At 59.5% G+C, this 22861-nt stretch carries 16 protein-coding genes and 1 pseudogene; 5 read left to right on the forward strand and 12 right to left on the reverse strand.

What is annotated here, in order from left to right:
* The 9 genes from JCM12178_RS20700 to JCM12178_RS05175 form a co-directional block, all read right to left on the reverse strand.
* On the reverse strand, positions 1-91 hold a 91-nt coding region (locus JCM12178_RS20700; RefSeq protein WP_157054763.1), incomplete at its 3' end, for a twin-arginine translocation signal domain-containing protein.
* A 5-nt stretch (positions 92-96) separates the two neighbouring features.
* Positions 97-2211, reverse strand: coding sequence for an FAD-dependent oxidoreductase (locus JCM12178_RS05145; RefSeq protein ID WP_054649363.1), 2115 nt, complete (start codon positions 2209-2211; stop codon positions 97-99).
* A gap of 25 nt (positions 2212-2236) precedes the next feature.
* Positions 2237-2812 carry an electron transport complex protein RnfA gene (locus tag JCM12178_RS05150; RefSeq protein WP_054649365.1) on the reverse strand — a complete coding sequence of 192 codons (576 nt, stop codon included), beginning with the start codon at positions 2810-2812 and terminating at the stop codon, positions 2237-2239.
* Positions 2813-2827: 15 nt separating this feature from the next.
* The gene (gene rsxE / locus JCM12178_RS05155) at positions 2828-3502 is read right to left on the reverse strand and encodes an electron transport complex subunit RsxE (RefSeq protein ID WP_054649367.1); all 675 of its coding nucleotides are present in this window, start codon (positions 3500-3502) and stop codon (positions 2828-2830) included.
* 11 nt (positions 3503-3513) lie between these two features.
* The gene (gene rnfG, locus JCM12178_RS05160) at positions 3514-4083 is read right to left on the reverse strand and encodes an RnfABCDGE type electron transport complex subunit G (protein WP_054649369.1); all 570 of its coding nucleotides are present in this window, start codon (positions 4081-4083) and stop codon (positions 3514-3516) included.
* Between the two features lie 3 nt (positions 4084-4086).
* Positions 4087-5058, reverse strand: a complete 972-nt coding sequence (locus tag JCM12178_RS05165; protein ID WP_054649371.1) for an RnfABCDGE type electron transport complex subunit D — start codon at positions 5056-5058, stop codon at positions 4087-4089.
* A gap of 48 nt (positions 5059-5106) precedes the next feature.
* A complete protein-coding gene (locus tag JCM12178_RS19395) occupies positions 5107-5406 on the reverse strand; it encodes a 4Fe-4S dicluster domain-containing protein (protein ID WP_245628628.1) in 300 nt (99 codons plus the stop codon).
* Positions 5403-6248 (reverse strand): electron transporter RnfC, encoded by an 846-nt coding sequence (locus JCM12178_RS05170; protein WP_245628629.1) that lies wholly within the window; start codon positions 6246-6248, stop codon positions 5403-5405. The genes JCM12178_RS19395 and JCM12178_RS05170 overlap by 4 nt, the downstream gene beginning before the upstream one ends.
* A gap of 4 nt (positions 6249-6252) precedes the next feature.
* Complete coding sequence (locus JCM12178_RS05175) at positions 6253-6729, reverse strand: cytochrome c3 family protein (protein ID WP_054649373.1); 477 nt, start codon at positions 6727-6729, stop codon at positions 6253-6255.
* Positions 6730-7482: 753 nt separating this feature from the next.
* Between JCM12178_RS05175 and JCM12178_RS05180 the strand changes: the two genes are divergently transcribed.
* The 5 genes and pseudogenes from JCM12178_RS05180 (at position 7483) to JCM12178_RS05200 (ending at position 17220) form a co-directional block, all read left to right on the forward strand.
* Entirely contained in the window at positions 7483-11226 is a 3744-nt protein-coding gene (locus JCM12178_RS05180) for a PAS domain-containing hybrid sensor histidine kinase/response regulator (protein WP_284690203.1), read from the forward strand.
* A 46-nt stretch (positions 11227-11272) separates the two neighbouring features.
* A pseudogene (locus JCM12178_RS20705) lies at positions 11273-11482 on the forward strand (response regulator); the annotation flags it as partial.
* A 158-nt stretch (positions 11483-11640) separates the two neighbouring features.
* Positions 11641-12624, forward strand: coding sequence for a sigma 54-interacting transcriptional regulator (locus JCM12178_RS05190; protein WP_054649379.1), 984 nt, complete (start codon positions 11641-11643; stop codon positions 12622-12624).
* Positions 12625-12851: 227 nt separating this feature from the next.
* A complete protein-coding gene (locus JCM12178_RS05195; RefSeq protein WP_054649381.1) occupies positions 12852-14987 on the forward strand; it encodes a methyl-accepting chemotaxis protein in 2136 nt (711 codons plus the stop codon).
* Position 14988: 1 nt separating this feature from the next.
* Positions 14989-17220, forward strand: coding sequence for a two-component system response regulator (locus tag JCM12178_RS05200; RefSeq protein WP_054649383.1), 2232 nt, complete (start codon positions 14989-14991; stop codon positions 17218-17220).
* Here JCM12178_RS05200 and JCM12178_RS05205 read toward each other — a convergent pair.
* Genes JCM12178_RS05205 through JCM12178_RS05215 form a run of 3 tightly spaced genes read right to left on the reverse strand, consistent with a single transcriptional unit; the run spans position 17217 to position 22575 of the window.
* Positions 17217-19265, reverse strand: coding sequence for a PAS domain S-box protein (locus JCM12178_RS05205; RefSeq protein WP_054649385.1), 2049 nt, complete (start codon positions 19263-19265; stop codon positions 17217-17219). The two genes, JCM12178_RS05200 and JCM12178_RS05205, sit on opposite strands and share 4 nt — an antisense overlap.
* Complete coding sequence (locus JCM12178_RS05210) at positions 19265-19894, reverse strand: PAS domain-containing protein (RefSeq protein ID WP_054649387.1); 630 nt, start codon at positions 19892-19894, stop codon at positions 19265-19267. The genes JCM12178_RS05205 and JCM12178_RS05210 overlap by 1 nt, the downstream gene beginning before the upstream one ends.
* Complete coding sequence (locus JCM12178_RS05215; RefSeq protein ID WP_083465751.1) at positions 19816-22575, reverse strand: chemotaxis protein CheB; 2760 nt, start codon at positions 22573-22575, stop codon at positions 19816-19818. Before JCM12178_RS05215 ends, JCM12178_RS05210 begins: the two co-directional genes overlap by 79 nt.
* Between the last annotated feature and the right edge of the window lie 286 nt (positions 22576-22861).

The following is a 22861-nucleotide window of genomic DNA, read 5'->3' on the forward strand; positions in this document are numbered from 1 at the left end:
CCAGCGCCGGGGCCGGGGCCACGGCAGCGCCGAGGCCGAGGACGCCGAGGGTCTTCAGAAAGCCGCGTCTGTCGATTGTCTTGATGCTCATGATCGTTACTCCTTGCCGGACTCGTCGAATCTGCTGACGTCCGGATCAGCGGCGTATTCCGCGCCTGCCTCGGCGTCGTAACAGGTCAGGCCGCAGCGCAGGCAGCGGCTGCCTTCCTTGCGGGCCTCGTCGTACTCGACAAATCCCTTGACCTCTTCCTTGAAGGTGCTTCTGCGCTCTTCAACGGAGATCTCCGGCACCCTGATGCGCGGGATGTTGTAGACGACCTGCATGTTCTTGAGGATGGACTCCGGGATGACGCGGAGCTGCGGATTCTTCGGTTCGGGAATCTCGCCCTCGGTGACATAGTGATGAATGGCGCGTGCCGCACGGCGTCCGTCGGCAACGGCCTGAATGATGATATTGCGACCGGTGTGCGCCTCGCCGCCTGCAAACACGTGCGGGATGCTGGTCTGCAGCGTGGTCTTGTCGGCCTTAATGCCGCCGGTTTTCTTGTCCATCTCGAAAAGCGGTTCGCCGTTTTGATCCTTGAGCGCGTCCACGTCCACCAGACGGTTGGTGGCGATGACCACCATGTCGGCGTCCAGAACAGTCTCGGTGCCCTCAACGGGCTTGGGCGTGCCGGTGGCCTTCTTGGGGTCGTCGTACTGCAGCTCGCGGTACTCGACGCCCTTGACCACGCCGTCTTCCGCGATGACGCGCACGGGCTCGGTCAGGAACTTGAGGTCGGAGCCCAGCTCGGCTGCGCGCTTCACCTCGTTCTTGTTGGCGGACATCTTGCGCTGGATGCAGGAGATCAGGGCGCTGACGTCCGCGCCGAGGCGCGCTGCGCTGCGGGCCACGTCCATGGCGGTGTTGGTATCGCCCACGACCACGATCCGCTTGCCGGAGAGCGCGTCGATGGACTCGCCCACCTCGTCGAGGAAGGTCACGGCGTCCACAACGCCTTCGGCGTCGTCATTCTCGATGCCGAGACCGGGCACCTTCCATGCGCCGGTAGCCATGAACACAGCCTCGAAGCCTTCCTTCTCGAGGCTTTCAAGGGTCACGTCACGACCGAACTCAACGCCGTTGCGAACGTCCACGCCGAGGTCGAGGATGGTCTGGATTTCCCACTCCACCACTTTCTCGGGCAGGCGGTATTCCGGGATGATGCCTTTCATCATGCCGCCGAGGGATTCGCGCTTCTCGAAGATAACCGGCTCGTGACCGATGCGGCGCAGAAAGTAGGCGCAGGAAAGACCGGCTGGACCGCCGCCGATAACCGCAACGCGGTGGCCGGAAGGCGGGTTGCAGTCAAGGCGTACGCGGGAGCCGGAGTTCATTTCCCAGTCCGCCACAAAGCGGTGCAGGGTGTGGATGGCCACGCCCTCGTCCGCGATGTTGCGACGGCAGATGGTCTCGCACGGCGCGGGGCAAAGACGGCCCACGGCCAGCGGCAGCGGGTTGCGTTCCTTCATGGTCAGGAGCGCGCCGCGCATGTCGCCCTGCTTCATCTGCTGAATATAGGTGCGGACGTCGATCTGCGCCGGGCACTTCTGCATGCAGGGCGCGAGGCAGTCGTCCACCTTGTTGAGGTGCAGGAGGTCCATGGTCATGCCGGAGACGCGGATGGCGCCCGTGGGGCAGACCTCGGCGCACTTGCCGCAGGAGCGGCAGGCGTTCATGTCCACGATGGGCAGGCCGTCGGCGTTCAGGCGGATGGCGTCGAAGGAGCAGACCTTCACGCAGGTGCCCATGCCGATGCAGCCGATGCCGCAGGACTTCTCGCCGCCGTAGAGGAGCGCCTCGGCGCGGCAGTCCTCGACGCCTTCATAGTCGAAGAGGAGGTTGGCGCGGGAGCCGCCGGTGCAGATGTTCTGGGCCACCTTGGGTTCCTTGAAGGAGACCTCGGTGCCCATGATGGCCGCGATGTTCTCGGCGATCTCGGCACCGCCCGCCACGCAGATTTCCGGAGCCGCGTCGCCCTTGACGATGGCGGCTGCGGCAGCGGAGCAACCGGGGTAGCCGCACCCGCCGCAGTTGGCGCCGGGGAAGCACCCCTCCACCTTCGCGATGCGAGGGTCTTCCTTGACGTGCAGGACCTTGGAGGCCGCTGCGAGCACGGCTGCGGCGGTGAGACCTAGCAGAAACAGAACCAGTATCGAAGAAGTAACCATATCGTATTCTCTCTCGCTTGCTCGGTTACGCTGCCATGCCCTGGAAGGCGAAGAAGGTCAGCGACATGATGCCCGCCATGATGAGGGCGATGGGAACGCCCTTGAAGACGCGCGGCACCGGGGAGATGTCCAGACGCTCGCGAATGGCGGAGATGATGACCAGCGCGATCAGGAAGCCGATGCCGGACGCCAGTCCGTACATCATGGACTTGAAGAACGAGTAGCCGTTGCGCTGCACCATGATGGCCACGCCCATGACGGCGCAGTTGGTGGTGATCAGCGGCAGGAAGAGGCCCAGCGACTTGTACAGCGGCGGCACGGCCTTCTTGAGGAACATCTCCACGAACTGAACGAGCGAGGCGATGACCAGAATGAAGGCGATGGTCTGCAGGTACTCGATGCCATAAGGGATGAGTACATACTGATGCAGCGGCCAGGTGATGGCCGTGGCCATCAGGGTCACGAAGATGACCGCGCCGCCCATGCCGAGCGCCACGTCCGTGGACTTGGAGGTGCCCATGAACGGACACGCACCAAGGTACTGGACCAGGACAATGTTGTTGATGAATATCGCGGAGATAAAAAGCAGGAAGTATTCCATGATCGTCTCTCTCCCTTATTGTCCGCAGGAGTTGCACGCTCCGCAGGAAGCGCAGGTGGAGTTCTGGGAAACCGGTTCCTTCTCGCCCTTCTTGCGGCTCAAGTAGCGGTTGAAGGCGTTCATCCCGGCCAGAATCAGCCCGAGGCCCACGAAGGCGCCCGGAGCCATGACCATGAAGGACGCGGGCTGGAAGGACTCCCACATGACCGGAGTGCCGAAGACCGTCCCGTTGCCGAGCATCTCGCGCATGGCGCCGAGGAAGGTCAGGGACAGCGTGAAGCCGATGCCCATGCCGAGCGCGTCGGCGATGGAGGGGATGACCCCGTTCTTGGAGGCGAACGCCTCTGCCCTGCCCAGAATCAGGCAGTTGACCACGATGAGCGGCACGAAGATGCCGAGCTTCTGGTACAGCGGATAGGCGTAGGCCTGCATCAGGAGTTCAACCGTGACCACCAGCGAGGCGGTGATGACGATGAAGCAGGCGATGCGGACCTTGGGCGGGATGATCTTCCGGATGGTGGAAATGATCAGATTGGACATGGTCAGCACGAAGATGACCGCCGCGCCCATGCCCAGCCCGTTCTCCGCGGTGGAGGTGACTGCCAGCGTGGGACACAGGCCGAGCAGCACGCGAAACGGCGGCAGCTCGTCCCAGAGCCCTTTGACGAATTCCTTGGTAATGGTGCTCATTTCATGTCCCCCTAGGAAGCCTTCCAGACGGTTTCGAGCTTCGGCTTGATGTCCTCGTAAATCTTGATGGCCTTGGCGACCGCGTCCACGGTTCCGGCAGCGGAGTAGGTCGCGCCGGAGATGCCGTCGATGTCGCCGTCACCGGACTTGAGGCCCATGTCCTCAAGGTCGTGGCCCACAAACTGGCCGGTGAAGGACGGTTTCATGATGCGGGTGCCCAGTCCCGGCGTTTCGGTCTGGGTGGTGATGCCGATGCCGAGGAGCGTGTCCTCGTTCACGTCGAAGCCGACCATCACGCCGATGTCGCCGGAGTAGCCGGGGGCAAAGGCCTCGACAGCCACGCCCACGAGCTTGCCGTCGCGCATGGCCGGGAAGACGGTCACGCCGTTCAGTTCGGCACGCTCGGCGATGGGGTCGTTGTCGCGGTCTTCCAGCACCGAAAGAAGCGCCGGACCCTGCACGTAGGTCAGGACCTGTTGTTCGATCTGCGGTTTCGTGGCCTGCTTCAGGTTCACCAGAAGCGCGCCGGAACTGGCGCAGATGACCGACAGGACCACAAGCATATGAAGTATTTCACGCATGGCTTAACGGCCTCCGAAAGGTTTGGGACGAATGCGGTCCAGCAGCGGGCTGAGGAGGTTCGCGATCATGATGGCGAACGGGACACCGTCGGCGTAGATGCCGTAGACCCGGATGATGATGACCATGGCCCCGGCGATCAGGCCGAAGAGGATCTGCGGGATCTTGCCAACCGGGCTGGAGGCGGCGTCCGTGGCGAGGAAGAAGGCTCCGAACACGGTGCTGCCGGTCAACAGGTGGAACAGCGGGTCGGCGTAGAGGTTCGGGTCGATGCCCCAGAAGATGCCTGCGGTGACGGCTACCCCGGCAAGGAAGGACATGGCGATGAAGCCTGAAATCCAGCCGGTGACGGTGAGGAAGATGCCGCCTGCGAGCAGGCCCGCGACCTGCGATGCGCCGAGGCCGCCAAGCTGCTTGCCGAGGAACAGTTCAAGGTAGTCGTACTGCCAGAGGCTTTCCACGCCGAAGTGCTTGAGTTGGTCCGGCGGATAGTTGATGAGGAAATGGGACAGGTTGAGGTCGATATCCATGGCAGCGGGCCAGGAGAGGCGGCAGACCGCCCAGGCCACCAGCGGCGCACAGATCGGGTTGGACCCGAACCCGCCGAACACGGTGCGGCCGAGGGTGATGGTCAGGGCCGCGCCGATGACCACCAGCCACCACGGGGCGGTGGCGGGCAGCAGGAAGGCGAAGAGGATGCCTGCATACAGGGCCGTGAAGTTGTCCACGTCAAGGTCGCGGTTCTGGAGCTTCAGGCACGCGGCCTCGGTGAGCACGGCCACGAGACCGGCCAGCCCCGCCACGGAAGCGGCTTTGACGCCGAACATGGCGACGCCCATGGCCAGCGCCGGAACGAGCGCCAGCAGGTGGGCCTGCATCATCTTCTGGATGGTACGCCCGCTGCGCCAGTGCGGCGGCGGGGACACCGTCAGCCTGACGGCGATGTCGGACATGGATTTTATAACGGGAGGTGTCATTTTCGGATAACCCTTGCGTCTTTATGCGAAGTCGTGGTTGCAGCCCGGCTAGGACTGTTCGGCCTGACGGCTCGCCTTGAGCTGCGCCTTGGCAAAACGGATGTACTGAAGCAGCGGCCTGCGCGAGAAACAGTTGAAGGCGCAGAGCCCGCACTCGAAGCAGCTGTGCAGCCCGTGCTTCTCGGCCATCTCGAACATCTCGTACTCGGCGTACCGGCTGATGAGGTTCGCCTGAATCCGGGCAGGACACTTGAGCACGCAGTCGCCGCAGTTGATGCAGGCCGCGTCCTCAACCGCCGGGAAGGTGGACGAGGAGATGGTGAACAGGCCGTAGTCGCTCTTCTTCACACCCTCATCGAGGCTGTAGAGGGCTTCACCCTGAAAGGCCCGCCGAGCACAACGGTGTCGCCGCTGGTCACGACCATTTCGAGGCTGTCCAGAATATGGCTGATGGGCGTACCGAGGGGCACACGGAAGTTCCTGCCGCCGATGGTCATGATGGTCTCGGTGACAGGCAGCCCGGTCTCGGCCACACGTCCCAGATCGTAGAGGTCCATGACGTTGATGACCTTGGCGTTGGATGGAAACTCCTTGCCCGTGACCGCCTTGACCACCAGCGCGTCAAGCGACTTGGGGTACTTGGGTTTGACCTTTTTGATCTCGGAGCCGTTCAGCGTGTAATTCGCGCCGTCGGCCACGGCCAGCACGGTCCGCTCGGGGCCGCAGAGCATCTTGGCGATGCTCAGGCCGGTTTCCAGAGTGTCCTTCTCGTCCTTGAGGAGCTGCTCGGCCACGGAGACGCCCGGCTCGGGATTCAGGCCGTTGATGATCAGAATCTCGGTCTTGGAGAGCGGGGCCACGTTGATGCCGAGGTTCTGCAAGGCGCGCAGCATGGGCTTGCCCGGAGCCATGGACAAAACATCCACCGGCTGGACCTGCTCCTCGCCGCCATCACACTTGATGGTCATGCGGTGATAATCGACCTTGGCGACCTTGCCGGAGGCCGAGGCGTGGTATGCGCCGCCGAACTTGGACGGATGCTCGGCAAGCATCTCGCCGCGAGCAACGGTCTTGCCCTTCTTGGTCTTGAGCACAAGGTTGCGGACCTGAATGCTCAGTTCCTTCGGCGCGGAAATGTCCTCAATGCCGGTCAGGGAATCGGATTCCAATGAGTAATGAATCTTGAGCATCGATCTACTCCGCGTGACAGTCGTAACAGGTGTCGTCGCCGTACGGGCCGCCGAACTCCTCATGACAGGTCATGCACTGCCCGTGGAAGGCGTCCGCCCGGGTGGGGATGAAATCGGTGTCGGGCCTGTTGTCCTCGGCAAGCTCCTCGCCGGGGACGTCGTAATGACAGCGCAGGCAGGCTTCCTCGTCCGGGAAGGCCTTCTGGTGTTCGGCCCTGAAGGTCTCGTCAAAGGCAGCGGGATGACAGCTTCCGCAGGAGATAGGCTCGTCCTGCCCAATGCCGTCATGGTGACAGTCGGCACAGTCGAAACCGTATTCTTCGGTGTGCGCCTGATGGGTGAAGATGACCCTGCCGCCGGTGTTGTCCAGAATCACTCGCGGCGGAACATCCTGCGCCTCGGTGGGTAGCGTGTAGCCAACCGCTGCCGTGATCGCCAGAACGGCCAGTATAATCAGTAATGGGGTATATCTGCTTTTCAACGGATCCAACCTCGCTTGGAAGTAAGCTTGTTGCTCAAACCACCTGACGGAACCTTGTAGCCCCGCCGATCCAGCCGATGTGCCGCCCTGCTCGCGGGCAGCGCGATTGACCCTGACACGCCCGGATGACCGTTTCAGTCACTTTCCGGACAAAAGAAGTCCGGAATTCTGGACGCGATTGATCGATCAATCAATCGAAGCACAAATGAGCAAAGGGCATGCCACAAAAATCACAAGCGAGAAAATCAAAGACGACACTGAACTGACACAAAGAACATAAGCTTCAGTAATATTATACTTTTTTTGAACTATTTTTGTTTAAAACAAGACAGGTCGAACGTAGCGCAGGGAAAGCCCTTTTCATGCAAACCGTGCCTCCTGTCCGAAAAAATGGACACTAAAGACCACACCCCTCGCCATGGAAAGTCATAGATTCCAGTGCAATAACAGCGCACGAGCTCAAGAGCCGCTCCTTCCGTTTTTTCGGACACTTTTATCTGTGTGGCTGTGTGGGACAATGAGAGCAAACCAACGACTGTTCCACCACCCTGTTAAAAACAATTAACACTTTGAAATAAAACTCGAATTTATATTGTTTCAATTTTCCTGCACCATTTTCCCCAGCGCCTTCGGACAACACATAAAAACCAACCAAAAACATAATTGCTTCATGACGTGTTTTTTGTGAAAGAACATGAATAATGCCGACCAAAAAAAGAACTTCAGGAACGGCTCAATGCCGCCGATCAGCGAATTCACGAGCTTGAAACCGAGCTCGCATCGCTTCGGGCACGCAATGCGGACGCCGAAACATGCTCCCGGTCCGAGGAAGAACCTTCGGATGCCCGCGCTCTCAAACAGGATCGCGACAGGCTCATGGCCGTGATAGAGAACAGCCCCGCCTCGGTGGTCATCACTGACGTGGACGGGACCATCGTCTATGTGAACCCGTACTTTGAACGACTCACAGGCTATTCAGCCGAAGAGGCACTTGGCAGCAATCCGCGCATTCTCAAGGCCGGAAACACCCAAGCTCACGTCTATGAAGACCTGTGGGGCACGATCACTCAAGGAAGAACGTGGACAGGCGACCTGCTGAACCGACGCAAGAACGGATCCCTATTCTGGGAGCGCGCTTCCATCACGCCCCTCTTCGACCCAAAAGGCGAAATCACGCACTACGCGGCCATTAAGATAGACATCACCACACGAAAGCAGGTGGAGATCGACCTGACGAGAACAACCTACCTGCTCAATGAAACGGGGCGCATCGCCAACATCGGCGGCTGGGAGTACGATCTCGAAACCGGAACGCCATACGTCAGCGAGGGAACCCGCAGGATTCTCGAAGTTCCGGAAGGGTTCACGCCTGCGCTTGGGGTATCCATCAACTTCTTCTCCGGCGAATCGCGGGACAGGCTTTCCAAGGCCATTGAACATGGGCTGCAAACAGGGGAAGGCTGGGATCTCGAACTTGAAATCGTGACCGCAAGAGGCAACCACAAATGGGTGCGGTCGATTGGGGAAAGCTCGAAGCAGGACAATACCGTCACCAAGATTTTCGGCACTCTGCAGGACATCACCGCCACGCGAAAGCTCAAGCAGGAAAAGCGGAACCTGATGCATCAACTGGAGGAGCGTTTCCTGCATCTTGATTTGCTCCACGACGTATCCATTGAGGCACACAGGGCCCGCAGTACGGAGCAGTTCATGCAGACTATTGCACGCATGACCCCACAGGCGTGGAACAAATCGGACTGCATTTGTGCAAGGGTCAGTCTGGGAGACCTCTCCGCCGTGAGCACGCATTTTTCCCCGGCGGGGGTTCCCGTTATTCGCCCAATCCGCACCCAGTCCGGGGAAACCGGCAGCATCGAAGTGTTCCGCCGGGCAGGATGCAGGGAGGGCGAACCACGCCCCTTCAACAAGGCAGAGGCCTCACTTATCGAATCGCTGGCCGCCATGGTCGAACTGTGCCTGAACACGTTGCAGGCACGCGACTCCCTTCGCCTTTCCACCGAGCGCTACCGTCACATCATGAACAGTTCCCGCTCGGTGATCTTTGAAGTGGACGCCGACGGGGTCATCCACTTCGTCAACCGGTATGCAGAAGAGGTTTTCGGTTTTTCCCGAAAGGAAATGCTTGGGCACACGCTTACGGACACCATTCTCCCCAAATACGACAGCGACGGCAATGATCTGGAAGTCGAGATAATGGACGTCATACGTGATACCGGAAAGACGCACGACACCCCTCACGAGAACGAAGTCGTCACCAAATCGGGCAAAAGACTCTGGTTCAGTTGGTACAACCGCCCCATTTTCGACGCCGAAGGCAAGCTCCAGACCATGGTTTCGGTGGGCATCGACACGACTGAACGCAAACGGAACCAACTGGAAACCGAGCAGCGCCAACTTGTTGAACAAACGCTCTCCGAGCTCGGCAAGACCTTGCTCGGACCGTCCGATATCAATGAAATATCCCGTCAGGTACTGGAAGCCGGCAAACGCCTGACCGGATGCCGCTACGGCTTTGTCGGCGCAGTGGATGAAGAGACGGGGCACCTCACCGCCCACACCATGACCCATAATATCTGGGAGGAATGCCAGGTCCCGGACAAGACGTTCATTTTCGAGAAATACTGCGGCCTGTGGGGCTGGGTGCTCGACAAGGCCGAGCCCATCCTGACCAACCATCCGGTATCGGACCCGCGCTCCGGCGGGACGCCGAAAGGACACATCCCCATAGACAACTTCCTCTCCGTTCCGGCTGTCGTCGACGGCAGGCTTCTGGGTCAGATCGCCCTTGCCAACACTGCCGGTGGATTTGACCGGGATCACCTTTCCGTGGTCAGCAGGCTGGCCACCCTCTTCGCCCTCGCCCTGCAGCGCAAACGCTACGAGGAGGAGATCAAACAGGCCCGGGAACAGGCTGAGGAAGCAAGCAAGGCCAAGAGCGCGTTCCTTACCAAGGTCAGCCATGAAGTCCGCACACCCATGAACTCCATTCTCGGCATGACCGACGTGCTCATGCAAAGCAGGCTCGCGCCCATGCAGCGCGAGTATCTTCGAAGCGTCAAGAACTCCGGGGAAGTGCTGCTCGCGATCATCAACGACATTCTCGACCTTTCGCGCATCGAAAAAAAACGGTTCGCCCTCGCCCCCAGACCGTTCCTCCCGAAAAAACTTGTCAAAGGCGTGGTGGACAGCATGCGCGGGCAGGCAGACGAGGCAGGCCTTTCCCTGTCCCTTACCTACGAGAAGTCCATCCCCGAGTGCCTCGTGGGGGATGCGGACAGGCTCCGGCAGGTTCTCATCAACCTCGTCAACAATGCCATCCGCTTCACGCAGGAAGGAAGCATCACAGTCTCGGTTTCACCCGTTGAGCCATGTGAAGGAAACAGTGTCGCATGCAGAGTCCGTTTCAACGTGACCGATACCGGATCGGGCATCCCCGAAGAGATCCGTGACAGCATCCTCGACAGATTTTCACAGGGGGACGACTCCCTATCAAGGACCCATGGCGGGCTCGGCCTCGGACTCGCCATCTCGGTGGAGATCATACAGAAGATGGGCGGCGAGATGCTGATAGACAGCACGCCCGGAGCGGGCAGCAGCTTTACCTTTGACATCCTCTTTGAAGTCGGGGAGATGCCCGCCGGATTTGAAAGCAGCATCGCCCCCCCGGCCATCAGCAGTCTTCCCGAACCGACCAAACGGCTTTCCGTGCTTCTGGCGGATGACAATGAAGACAATAAACAGGTAATAAAGGCTTTTCTCGACAGAATCGGCCATGATCTGACCGTGGTCAACAATGGACGCGAAGCGCTGGAAGCCCTGCGTCGGCAGCACTACGACGCGGTGCTCATGGATGTGGAAATGCCGGTGATGAACGGGATCGACGCCACAAGACACATTCGCGGCGGCGAAGCCGGGGAAGAGGCATCCTCGACAAGCATCATCGCCATGACCGCCCATGCCCAGTCCGGAACCAAGGAAGAGTGCAAGGAAGCGGGCATGGATGACTATCTGACCAAACCGGTATCCATGCGCGAACTTGCGGCGGCGCTGGAACGGGTTGCAAGCAGGCTGCCCGCAACACTGGAAGACGCCGGCAGGCTTGATACGCCAAGCGTAATGGTCCATCTGGGCGGTGATCTGTCGCTGCTTCATGACCTGTATAGGATATTCATCCGCACTGCACCGCAACGGCTGGATGAAATCGAGGAGTACCTTGAGGAAATGGATACGGAAGGGGCGGTACGTGCGGCGCACTCTCTCAAGGGAAACGCCGCGACCATCGGCGCAGGCAGGCTGGAGGAACGCATCGCGAGGCTGCACGACCACCTGATACTCGAGGAATGGTCCGAAGCCCGGGACATCCTGCCCGGCGTCCGGTCAAGCACTCTCTTCATCCGCGACATGCTGGAAAAAGAGATGGAACAACTCTCTCAAAACGAACCACTGAGCGACAATGGCCAGACTTCACATCATTGACGACGACGAAATGACCTGCCGCACGCTGGAACGCATGGCGGAGCAGATGGGGCATGCTGGCAGTTCTTCCATGTCGCTGGGCGAAGGCACCCGGCGCGTTGAGACCGAAAGGCCGGACCTGCTCTTTCTGGACGTGAAGCTGCCGGACGGCAACGGGCTGGAGGCGCTCTCCGGCCTCATGGACAGCGTTCCGGACATGGTTGTCATCATCGTGACTGCGGTGGGCGATTCCGAAAGCGCGGAGCTCGCCATTCGTGCTGGTGCATGGGACTATGTGCAAAAACCGCTTTCCCTGCCGCAGCTGCAGACCTCTGTGGAGCGCGCCCTTCGCTTCAAGAACAAGGCCAAACAGGCCGCCGAAACCTATAAGCTGGAGCGACGGGGCATCATCGGCTCCAGCCCGAGATTTCTTGAATGCTTCAACCAGCTCGGCAAGGCCGCGGCAAGCGAACTGCGACCCTCATCACCGGGCAGACCGGGACCGGCAAGGAACTCTTTGCCCGTGCCATTCACGACAACAGCGCAAAAGCCAAGGGCTCGTTCGTCATCGTGGACTGCGCCTCGCTCCCGGCCAACCTTGCGGAGAGCACCCTCTTCGGCCACCGGCGCGGAGCGTTTACCGGCGCGGACGCCATGCGTCAGGGCCTTGTGGCACGAGCGGACGGCGGCAGCCTCTTTCTGGACGAAATCGGTGAAATGCCGCTCGACACCCAACGGGTTCTCTTGCGTGTTCTGCAAGAAAAACGGTTCCGTCCTGTGGGCGGCGACACGGAACAAAAAAGCGACTTCCGGCTCATCGCCGCCACCAACCGCAACCTGAATAAAGAAGTCGAAGAAGGCCGCTTCCGCGAAGACCTGCTGTACAGAATCCGGGGATTCGTCATCGACCTGCCCAGGCTGGCCGAACGCAACGGCGACATCCTCGAACTGGCCCGTCATTTCGTGCAGCGTCTTTCCCGCGGCGACAGCGAAGGCGGCTGGACCATTTCTCAGGAATACATCGACATGCTGCGCCGCTACGAATGGCCGGGCAACGTGCGGGAACTGGCGCACGCCGTGGAGCACTCCGTTGCCAGAGCGGGCAGCTCCCCGGAACTGCTGCCGGAACACCTTCCGGTGGAAATCCGGGCCAGCGTCACCGGAGCCAGAATGACGCCATCGCACGAGAGCGAGACATCCCCGGCTCCCGCGTCCCGACAGACACCTGAAGCCGATCCCGCTCCTCTCCGGGAGTTCAAGGATTTCAAAGAGGAACAAACCCTTCGCATCGAACGGGAGTACCTCATCCGCCTCAAGCAGGCCGCAGGGGGCGACCCCGCAGAAGCGCGGCGCATCTCCGGCCTCTCCAAAAGCAGGATGTACGCTCTGCTGAAAAAGCACGGAATCGTCTTGAGCTGATCCGCTTTTTCGTCCTCTTTCGCAAGACCGGGTCCTACCCAAAAGGACTCGGGTCTTGCAGGAAAGGACCCCAACACGCAGGACACCGGCCCTGCTCAATCGCCCCTTCGCAACCAACTGATAAAGCTCATTTTATTTTTTGTGTTCAAACGTCTGTTGTTGGTACACATCTTGTTACCCCCTCCTGTAGAGATGTTCTCAGAAAAAACCTACAAGGGGATACGCAAATGTTCTTTTCCAACCTCAAAATCGGTATCAAGCTTGGCATCGGGTTCGGACTTGTACTGCTGATTTTCGGTGGTCTGTCCTACTACACATACAATTCGCTACAGACGCTCGGCGAAGCGCAGCACGTCGGCGCGCACACCGCAGAAGACGCGGTTTTCCTCGGCATTGTCGACTCCCGTGCCGAGCACCTTTACTCCATCATAGGCGACACCCTGCTCTCGCAGGATGTGGAAGCGGGCACTGAGGAGTTCAGCGAATTCCGTGAACAGGCCCAAAAGGACATCGAGCGCGTTTACGTGATAGCTGGTGACGCTGACAAGCGTGGCGCCCAGCAGTTTGAGGCTGCATATACCGATTACATGGACGTGTTCGACAAAAAGGTGGTCCCGACCCTTCAGAGCGGAGTGGCCAGCCTTCAGGCGCTCAGTGCCATCGGTCTTGAGGCGGCGGAAGCACGGCGCAGCACCATGGAACATCTCGACGCGATGCTCGAAAAGCTCAACGCAGCAATGGTTACTGAAGACGAGCGCTTTGACGCTCTTCATGGCTCCACCATGTCCACGACACTGTACGCCTCCATCGGTGGCGTACTCGCCGCCCTCCTTCTCGGGGGAATCATCACCATCAGCATCGCCCGGCCCATCAACAGCCTGAGCGAGGAGGCCGAGGCCATCGCAGAAGGCAACTTCCGCATCGATCTCACCGGACTCGACCGACGTGACGAAGTCGGCGGCGTGGCATCGGCGCTTTCCAAGGTGCGAGACAACTGCGCCCGGCTTGAAGACGAGATTGAAACCATGGCCGCAGAAGTGCAGCGAGGCAACCTCACCTACCGCGGAAGCGGGGAAGGCTTCATGGGCGAATACGCGGAAATCATGAACGAGATCAACAGGCTCGCCGTTGTCTACACCGACTATCTGGACAACATCCCATCGCCGGTCATGACCATTGATACAGACTTCAACGTCCTGTTCATGAACAAGGCAGGAGCTGCGGCAGGCAACATCGACAGCAAGGCGCTCATCGGCACCAAGTGCTTCGACCACTTCCGCACCGAGGACTGCAACACCAAGAACTGCGCCTGTCACCGGTCCATCCAGACGTCGCAGAATCAGGAATCGCAGACCATCGCACGCCCCGAAGTCGGCACGCTGGACATCTCCTACGCCGCCCGTCCCATCAAGGACAAGTCGGGCAAGATCGTCGGCGCCATCGAACTGGTCACGGACCTGACTGAAATCCGTCAGGCCGAACGGCGCATGGTCAAGATTGCCAACTCTGCCGAAGGCATCTCCCAGCGACTCTCCGTTGCCTCGGAACAGCTTGCCGCGCAGGTCGATCAGGTATCCAAGGGCGCAGGCGTGCAGCGTGACCGCGTGGGCGAAACCGCCACTGCCATGGAACAGATGAACGCAACCGTTCTCGAAGTGGCCAGAAACGCAAGCAGCGCGTCCACCAGCTCCAACGACGCCAAGGCAGAAGCCGAGCGCGGTGCCGACATCGTCGGTCAGGCCGTGGCCGCCATCGCCGAAGTGCTGACCACCACGGAAGGCCTGCGGGAAAACATGCGCGGCTTGGAGCGCGAGACCGACGCCATCGGCAAGGTCATGGACGTCATCACCGACATTGCGGACCAGACCAACCTGCTTGCCCTGAACGCCGCCATTGAGGCCGCCCGTGCAGGCGACGCAGGACGCGGGTTCGCCGTGGTCGCGGACGAAGTTCGCAAGCTCGCGGAAAAGACCATGGGTGCCACCAAGGAAGTCGGCGAAAGCATCAGCTCCATTCAGACTTCGGCAACGGTGAACCTCAAGAGCGTGGAGTCTGCCACGGAGATGGTCAACCGTGCCACCGAACTGGCCTCGCGTTCCGGTGAAACCCTGAGCGCCATCGTGAATCTTGCTGGAGACAGCGCCTCGCAGGTCGAAGGCATTGCCACGGCATCCGAGGAGCAGTCCGCTGCTTCGGAGCAGATTAACGCGGCCCTTGAAGACGTCAACGTCGTCGTGGGCGAGACGGCCGAAGGGATGGTCGATTCCTCTCGCTCGGTCAACGAACTGACCAGCATGACCGCAGAGCTGAACTCGCTCATCATGGAACTTCAGAGCTCCGGCAACGGAAGCAAGGCTGCATAGCATGAACAGGACAACCACCCAGCGAACCATGCCCCCTCATGATTCGGCAACGCCGCCGCGTCGCATCCTCGTCGTGGACGATGAGGAACTGACGCGGCGGCTGACCGGGGGCCTCGTCGAACAGATGGGGTTTGAACCGATCTCTGCCGGCTCGGGCGAAGAGGCTATCGACAAGCTCGACGACAGTATCGACATGGTACTGCTGGACGTGCTCATGCCCGGCATGAGCGGCTTCGAACTCACCCGTCGCATCAGGGAAGACGAAAAATACCACGACCTGCCGGTCATTCTCATCACCACCCTCAAGGGGCGTGAGGAAAAACTGGCTGGCGTGGAAGCCGGTGCCAACGACTTCATCTCCAAACCGGTGGACAAGACCGAGCTCACCGTCCGCATGGACTCCCTGCTGCGCATGCGCGACATGCAGCGGCGGGAACGCAAGCACAAGGAACAGCTCGCACAGATGGTCTCCGCCCTCGAAACGGCTCACGGGGAACTTGAAAACCGGGTCAAAAGCCGTACGGCAGAGCTTCAGAACACGGCAGACAAGCTGCGTAAGGAGATCAGCCATCGCCAGTCGGTTCAGATGGAGTTGGAACTCCTCGAAGAGATATTCAACAACTCCATACAGGGCATCACCATCACTGATGCCGACTGCAATATCATCAAGATCAACCCGGCGTTCTCGGCCATTACCGGATACACGGCTGACGAGGTGTACGGCCGCAACCCGCGCATCCTGAAGTCCAACAAGCATGACGAGGATTTCTACAGAGGCATGTGGGAGAAAATCAAGACCCACGGCCGCTGGTCCGGGGAGATATGGAACCGCCGCAAAAGCGGCGACGCGTACCCTGAATGGCTCAAAATATTTGCGTTTTACGATGAAGAAGGCACGGTGGTGAATTACGCCGCCATCTTCCATGACCTGACCGAAGCCAAGGAAAAGGACGAGCGCATCGAGTATCAGGCCAGCTATGACGCCCTGACCTCGCTGCCAAACCGCAGTCTTTTCCTCGACAGACTGCGCACAGGACTCAGCACCGCGGACCGTTCGGGAGCGCGGGTTGCACTGCTGTGCCTGAACCTCAACAACTTCAAGCACATCAACGACACCTACGGATACCTCGCCGGTGACGCCATCCTGCAGGAGATCGCACGGCGGCTGCGCGCACTCACCGGATCGGGCGACGCCGTGGCGCGCCTTGACGGCGACATGTTCGCGATGATGATGACAGATCCGAAAGACGATCAGGAAATCGTCAAGCTCACGGAGCAGATTCAGCAGCTCATCAGTACGCCCATCCAGTTCCTCGGCCACAAGCTGGACCTGTCCACGCGCATAGGCATCAGCATGGCTCCGGACGACAGCGAACACTATGAAACGCTGCTTGGACAGGCCGAGCTTGCAATGGACCGGGCAAAAAAGCTGGGCGAGAACACGGTACAGTTCTTCACCAAGGACATGAACGACCGCATGGTCAGGCGCATGGAACTGGAGAAGAAGCTCAGGACGGCGCTGCAGGAGCAGGAATTCAAGCTGTTCTACCAGCCAAGAATATGCATCAAGTCCATGAAGATCATCGGCTGGGAAGCTCTCATCCGTTGGGAAAACGAGGGACAGATAGTCAGCCCCGGCGAGTTCATCCCGCTGGCTGAAGAGACCGGGCTGATAATACCCATCGGCGAATGGGTGGTCCGTCAGGCCTGTGAGGATTTCCGCAAGCTGAATCTCCCGGACCGTATTGTCTCGGTCAACCTTTCGCCGCTCCAGTTCAGCCACAAGGAACTCAACGAAACCCTGAAGCGCATCACCAAGGAAACCGGAATGGCGCCGCACTCGCTCGAGCTCGAAATCACCGAGACCAACGCCATGACCGATGTCCACGCCAGCGTTTCACGGCTCAAGGCGCTCTCGGACATGGGGTTCCGTCTGGCCATTGACGACTTCGGGACCGGATACTCCTCGCTTGCCTACCTCAAGGAGTTCCCCATCGACGTCCTCAAGATCGACATGTCCTTCATTCAGGACATCGAAAAGGACGCCAACAGCCGCATGATCGTCTCCACGATCATCGACATGGCCAAGAACTTCCGGCTGGAGGTTGTGGCGGAAGGCGTCGAGACGGACGAACAGCTCGAGTTCCTGAAAAAGCGCGGATGCGATCAGGTTCAGGGCTACCTTCTGGGCAAGCCCGCCCCCTTCAAGGACATATTACTGGAACTTCCCTAGCTACGGGACTTTCCGCCGGTCTCCGGGAGTATCAGCGTCACGGTCGTGCCGCTGTTCTCCCCGGTGACCATGCTGATACGCCCGCCCATGGCTTCTGTCATGAGCTTGGCGCTGTAGGTCCCGAGCCCGGTCCCCTTGTCCTTGCCGTGCGTGGTATACTTGCTGAAGAAGTGATCCCGCACTTCTTCGGGAACCTCGCCGAGATTGTGGATGGACAGCCGGTGGTGTGTTTCGCCGGGGTTGAGCATGATGTCCACGGTGCTGCCGAACGGGGATGCCTCGACGGCATTGCTGACAAGATTGGTCAGCAGCGTGTTTATCAGCAGCTCGTCTGCCGTGACCATGTACTGATCCACCTCGGCGATGTCCTTGCCGCCGATCGTTGTCTTGATCCTGACCCCCCTGGCATGCGCCAGTGTGGCAAGCTCCTGCCCCACCCAATCAAGAGCGTGGCATATGTTGATCGGCTTCGGCTTGTAGATGTATTTGCCGGTCTCCATCTTGTAGAGGTCCAGCGAAAGGTTTATCTGCATGAGCATCCGGTATCCGGCCTGCTCGATGGTCCGCAGAAGCTGCTTCTGCTCGTCGGTCAGGTTCGAGTCGACCTGCATGGCCTGCGGCAGGCCGATGATTCCGGAAAGCGGGCTGCGAAGGTCGTGGATCATGATGCGGTCCACATCCGCCTTCAGTTGCTCCAGTTCCTTGCGGCCGCTTATGTCGTCTATGACCCAGATGACTCCGTGATTCAGATCCGACGGGTTGACCGCACGCCCGGACAGATTGCACCAGATGGCGCGGCCGTCCTTGGTCTTGAGGCGGTATTCCAACTGCTGCACGCCGCCCTTCTTCAGTTCGTCATAATGATTGCGGCCGAAATAATCGGCATCTTCTTGGCTTACGTGAAGGATGGAAACATGGCGGCCGACAAGCTCATCCTGCGTATACCCGAACATGCGCTCGAAGCGCTTGTTGACGCGGTGGAACATGCGCCCTGACTTGAGGTAGGCCGTGGCCAGCGCGCTGCTGTCGAAGATGGTCTCGAACTCGATGACCTTGTGCTTGAGCTCCTGCTCGATACGGACCATCTCGGTTACATCGCGCGAAATGCCGTAAAGGCCAACCACAACGCCGTGTTCGTCGAAAACGGGCCACTTGTTGCTGCTGACCCAGCCATCCGTCCCATCAAGGCGACGGTAGGGTTCGATCAGGGCCATGACGGGCCTGCCCTCCTCGATGACAGGCTTCTCCTCGTTAAAGTATGTGTCAGCCAGTTCCTTGGGAAAGACGTCGTGATCGGTCCTGCCGATCATGTCGCGCCAGTTTTCATGCCCCACGAGGTCGGCCATGGACTGGCTCACCGCCGTAAAGCGATGCTTTGCGTCCTTGAAGTACAGGAAGTCGGTAGTGCGCTCCAGCATGGTGACGAAGGTATTCGTCAGTTCCCGCAGTTCCTGAGTGGCCTCGTCAGACTTGCGCTGCGCCTCAACGCGGGCGGTGATGTCGGAAAAGGAGACGAGCAGCGGCATGGGGCAGTCCGGGAACGACTTTTCATAGTCCACGCCCTCCAGCCGAGCCCCCTCGACCCTGTAAAACCTGTGCCACCCCTGAGGCGGCTGAATCCGAAGCTCGAAGCCCCGCTCATCGGGCCGGTTGAAAAAACTCTTGTAGCGGCTGAGAAAGGCGTGCCTGTCGTCAGGGTGGATGAAAGAGGTCAGCCCGCGACTGAGCACATCCGACGGTGACAGATTGAGGGCCTGGCAAAAGGTCTTGTTGACGTCCCGGATGACTCCGTCCGCGTCCAGCAGGGCGTATCCCACCGGGGCATGATGATAGAGCCGCGCATAGCGATTCCTGGCGTTGGTCAGGTCCTCCTGCGTACGCCGCAACTCTTCGTTCTGAATCTCAAGCTCGGCCTGCTGAATCTGCAGCTCGTGGACAATCTCCTCGAAGTCCTTGCGAAGGATGTCGTCGCGCTGCGCACCCTTCTCGTCCAAGAGTGCTTCCGCCTTTTCCCGAAGCTTCTGAAACTGCTTCTCAGCCTTCATCAATCCTCTCCGTCTGCCTGTCCATCACTTTTCGTCCCTGACCCGATATCCATGATATTCCCGATGACCTTGACAACCTTCCCTTCCTTGCGGATGGCTTCAGCCGTGGTTCTGATGCGTGTGGACCGCCCATCAACGCTGGTGAACGCAAATTCAAGATCGTATGGTTCCCCCTCTTCCGCACAACGGCGAAACGCTTCCGTAATGACCGGAACCGCTTCCTCCGGGTAGCAACTGAGGCTTTTCTGGATATGCTCCGGCGAGCCTTCCACCACATCCTCGGGCTTGATGCCATGGATGCGATAGGTCTCCTCGGTCCAGAACATGCTCTGATTTTCCGTGTCCCATTCCCAGCCGCCCACGCGGGTCAGCCTCTGGGTGGCATTGAGCAGTTCCGTCATGCGGCGCAGTTCGTTTTCGCGGCGCTTGCGGACCTCGACATCCAGCACGGCAAACGCCTGCGGACCGTCAGGCTCGTTGGGGTTAACGGGCGCAAAGCTGATGATCGCCGGGAACTCGGTTCCGTCCTTTCGCACCAGTTTGGTCTCCATCATGGCAGAGCCGTCCTTCTTCGTCTGCAGGGAACGCTCCTCGCCGACGCGGTCGAACTCGTCTTTCGAGGCATACATGGTGCTTGTTTCCCTACCGGAGAGCTCCTCCCGCTGCGCCCGAGCATGGAGCAGGTTGTGGAGCTGACTTCCACGAAAGTGCGCCCCTCCACAAGGCCCAGTCCCACCGGGGCGGCCTCGTAGATGCTCTCCATCCTCGCCTTGCTCTTGGAGAGCGCCCCCTCGGCCTGCTTGAGCCGGGAGATGTCCACCAGCGTCATCACCAGCCCCGAGGATTCGGAACTGTCGATCCGGTAGGGCAGCACCCGCATGTAGAACCAATCGCCTTCCGTTGTTCGGACTTCATCCTGCCAGCTCTCACCAGAGGAAAGGACCTTTTCGGCGATGCTGTAGGGATCAGCCTGAAGCGCATGGGAAATATGCGTAAACGGCCTGCCGATGTCGTTTTTTACCAGCCTGAATATGCGCTTTGCCTCGGGGGTAAACTTGCGGATTTCCAGATTGTCGTCCACGAAAAGCGTTGCGATATGCGTTGCGGCCATGAGGTTGTCGAGGTCGTTGGTCATCTCGGTGAGCTCCAGAATCTTGCTCTGGTACTCGGCGTTGACCGTGTGCAGCTCCTCGTTGACGGACTGCAGCTCCTCGTTGGTGCTCTGCAGTTCCTCGTTGCTGGCGAGCAACTCCTCGTTGGTAGCCTGAAGCTCTTCGTTGGAGGTCTCCAGCTCCTCGACGGTGGCCTGCAGATTCTCGCTCTTGAACTGAAGCTCCTGCTCCAGATCCTTGATCCTCTGATCTGCCTCTTCATTGATGTCGAACCGCACGACTTCACAGTCGTCGCACTCTTCATCCGTTTTCTGGTCATTGATGAAGATCGCAGCAAGGTCGAGCTGCCCCGGCGAACTGCTCAGCGGATGGATGCTCAGCTCAATGACCTTCTGCCTGCCGTGCAGGTCGAGCCTGATATTGCTGTACTTGACCGGCTCGCCTGAAGAAAACACGCGCTGCAGGCTTGTGGCCAACGGAATCGAGAGTTCGCGCATGGCCATTTTGGTAATGTCGTTGACCTGCTTGCCCGCCGGTGGCCGGAAATACCCCTCCGCCTCGCCTGCGAGATGCACAAGCTCCAACTCCTCGTTGACCACTGCGGCCAGCGCCGAGAACTCCGCTGCCATCTTCTGGAGCAGCTTCTCCTGAATCCGCTCCTCGGCCCGCATGGCCGCACCCGAACGGCCGTTCGGCCTGAACTCTCCGGCATGCGCGGCAATCTGCGGGGCTCCAAGGGATTGAAGCGAGGAAAAGGACGTCGGACGCCCTTTGTGCCGCGAACGGAAAATCTTGCACTTGTGGTTGAGCGTCTCGAAATCGCTGCCCGCTTCACCCATGGTTTCACTGGTTCCCAGCACCAACACGCCGCCGGGCTTGAGGGAAAAGGCGAAGTGCTCGATAACCTTCTCCTGCAACACGGGCTGAAGGTAGATGAGCAGGTTGCGGCAACTGATGAAATCGATGTTGGTGAACGGGGGGTCCTTGATGAGATTGTGCTGGGCAAAGATGACCATCTCCCGCGTGGCCCGGTCCACCTGATAATGCCCGTCGCGCCGGACGAAATACTTGCTCAGCAGCCCTGAAGGAAGGTCGGCGGCAATGCTCTCAGGATAGACGCCGTTACCCGCGGTCAGGATCGCGTCGCGGTCGATGTCCGTGGCGAAAATCTTGACGTTCACCGGTTTTTCCGCGCTGCGAAGCACCTCCTGCACGAGTATGGCAAGCGAGTAGGCTTCCTCGCCGGTCGAGCATCCCGCAACCCAGAAGCGCAGGTCGGAACTTTCAGCCCTGTTCACCAGATCGGGCAACCAATTCTCCTGCAGTGCTTCGTAGACATCCTTGTCGCGGAAAAAACTCGTCACACCGATGAGCAGCTCACGATAGAGTGTGGAAAGCTCGCCCGGATAGGTCTTGAGATATTCGACATATTCCTGAAGATTGGGCAGCTGGTTCACCGTCAGCCTGCGCTGGATGCGACGCATGACCGTGCTCGGCTTGTAATAGGTGAAGTCCACCTTGTTCTGGTCCCGGAGCATGGAGAAAATTCTGGCAATGCTGTCTTCGTCCGGGACCACGTCCCGCTTGCCCCTGCGGTCATCGGTCAGGGTGTGATTGATGAAGGACATGAGTTTGGCGGGCATATCCTCGGGAGCCAGAGCTATGTCCACAAGCCCGGTGTTGATGGCCGCCTTGGGCATGCCGTCAAAACGCGCGGAGTCCTCGGTCTGCACCAGCACCATGCCCCCCGCCTCCTTGATGGCGCGGATACCACGGACACCGTCGCTGCCCGTGCCGGACAGGATGATCCCGACGCTTCGCTCGGCCTGATCGTCGGCAAGAGAGCGCAGAAAGGTATCAATGGGCAGATTCGGCATGTGGTGCTGCTCGAAGTCATTGAGTAGCAGCTTGCCGTGAAATATCTTCAATTCCTTTTTCGGCGGAATCAGATAGACGGTGTTCGCCTCGACAGGCATTCCCTCTTCGGCGCGTTTGACAGTCATGCTCGTGCGCTTGGAGAGAAGCTCCACCATCAGACTCTTGTGGTCCGGGGAGAGATGCTGCACGACCACGAATGCGAGCCCGCTGTCGGGCGGCATGTGGGTAAAGAACGTATCCAGCGCCTCAAGCCCACCGGCAGAAGCCCCTATCCCAATATAATAACTTGGCATTTTATCTTTACGAACATTACTAGCCATCCAGAGCCCCCGAACTGAAGTATGCATCAGGACCGTCCCCTGATCCTTGCTGAGCGGTATCATTGCCGGAATCCACAGAAAGCGGATTCAATGTGATTAATTACCATCACTAACTAATTAATTCAACACGTCAGGGAATATCATTTGCTTTCTGGACCCGATACATTGGTCGCTGACACAGCGCGCTGTTAGGGGCATGGTTCTTCGTTTTTTACTGCTGAAAAACCACGAACCAGCCCGCAGAACGGCTCAAACGCAGAAAACAACCACAAAGACAGTAAATCCT

Source organism: Salidesulfovibrio brasiliensis JCM 12178 (assembly GCF_001311825.1).
GTDB classification, from domain to species: Bacteria; Desulfobacterota; Desulfovibrionia; order Desulfovibrionales; family Desulfovibrionaceae; genus Pseudodesulfovibrio; species Pseudodesulfovibrio brasiliensis.

Bases quoted from the DNA above. Each gene is read 5' to 3' on its own strand.
- rnfG (WP_054649369.1), bottom strand. From the start codon at position 4,083: ATGCGTGAAATACTTCATATGCTTGTGGTCCTGTCGGTCATCTGCGCC.
- JCM12178_RS05205 (WP_054649385.1), bottom strand. From the start codon at position 19,265: ATGAAGGCTGAGAAGCAGTTTCAGAAGCTTCGGGAAAAGGCGGAAGCA.
- JCM12178_RS05165 (WP_054649371.1), bottom strand. From the start codon at position 5,058: ATGACACCTCCCGTTATAAAATCCATGTCCGACATCGCCGTCAGGCTG.
- JCM12178_RS05145 (WP_054649363.1), bottom strand. From the start codon at position 2,211: ATGGTTACTTCTTCGATACTGGTTCTGTTTCTGCTAGGTCTCACCGCC.
- JCM12178_RS05150 (WP_054649365.1), bottom strand. From the start codon at position 2,812: ATGGAATACTTCCTGCTTTTTATCTCCGCGATATTCATCAACAACATT.
- JCM12178_RS05200 (WP_054649383.1), top strand. From the start codon at position 14,989: ATGAACAGGACAACCACCCAGCGAACCATGCCCCCTCATGATTCGGCA.
- JCM12178_RS05210 (WP_054649387.1), bottom strand. From the start codon at position 19,894: ATGTATGCCTCGAAAGACGAGTTCGACCGCGTCGGCGAGGAGCGTTCC.
- JCM12178_RS05215 (WP_083465751.1), bottom strand. From the start codon at position 22,575: ATGGCTAGTAATGTTCGTAAAGATAAAATGCCAAGTTATTATATTGGG.
- rsxE (WP_054649367.1), bottom strand. From the start codon at position 3,502: ATGAGCACCATTACCAAGGAATTCGTCAAAGGGCTCTGGGACGAGCTG.
- JCM12178_RS05195 (WP_054649381.1), top strand. From the start codon at position 12,852: ATGTTCTTTTCCAACCTCAAAATCGGTATCAAGCTTGGCATCGGGTTC.
- JCM12178_RS05190 (WP_054649379.1), top strand. From the start codon at position 11,641: ATGCTTCAACCAGCTCGGCAAGGCCGCGGCAAGCGAACTGCGACCCTC.
- JCM12178_RS05170 (WP_245628629.1), bottom strand. From the start codon at position 6,248: ATGCTCAAGATTCATTACTCATTGGAATCCGATTCCCTGACCGGCATT.